The 246-nt window shown below is 61.0% G+C and carries 1 protein-coding gene; it reads right to left on the bottom strand.

Annotated elements, in window-relative coordinates; genetic code table 11:
* Positions 1-189, bottom strand: a 189-nt coding sequence (locus tag SB764_RS43545; protein ID WP_410867246.1) for a M20/M25/M40 family metallo-hydrolase, incomplete at its 3' end; no start/stop codon positions are given.
* Positions 190-246: the final 57 nt, after the last annotated feature.

Raw genomic sequence — 246 nt, 5'->3', positions numbered from 1 at the left:
CCGCCATTCCTGCCGCGCGGAGGACAAAGATTCCACGGCCCCGAGCAAGCAGCTCACATGCACATCATGTCCGCAGGCATGCATCACGGGAACTTCGTTGCCCTCCGGATCAATGCCAACTTCTGTACTGGCATAGTCCAAGCCCGTGGCTTCCTTGACCGGCAATCCGTCCATGTCAGCACGCACCATGACCACCGGTCCCGCCCCGTTCTCAAGCACACCCACAACACCGGTTTTCCCGACGCC

The organism is Paraburkholderia sp. SIMBA_027 (assembly GCF_046535315.1).
GTDB classification, from domain to species: Bacteria; Pseudomonadota; Gammaproteobacteria; order Burkholderiales; family Burkholderiaceae; genus Paraburkholderia; species Paraburkholderia tropica.
The sequence above is the reverse complement of the archived record's forward strand: the minus strand, read 5'-3'. Positions and strand labels throughout refer to the sequence as shown.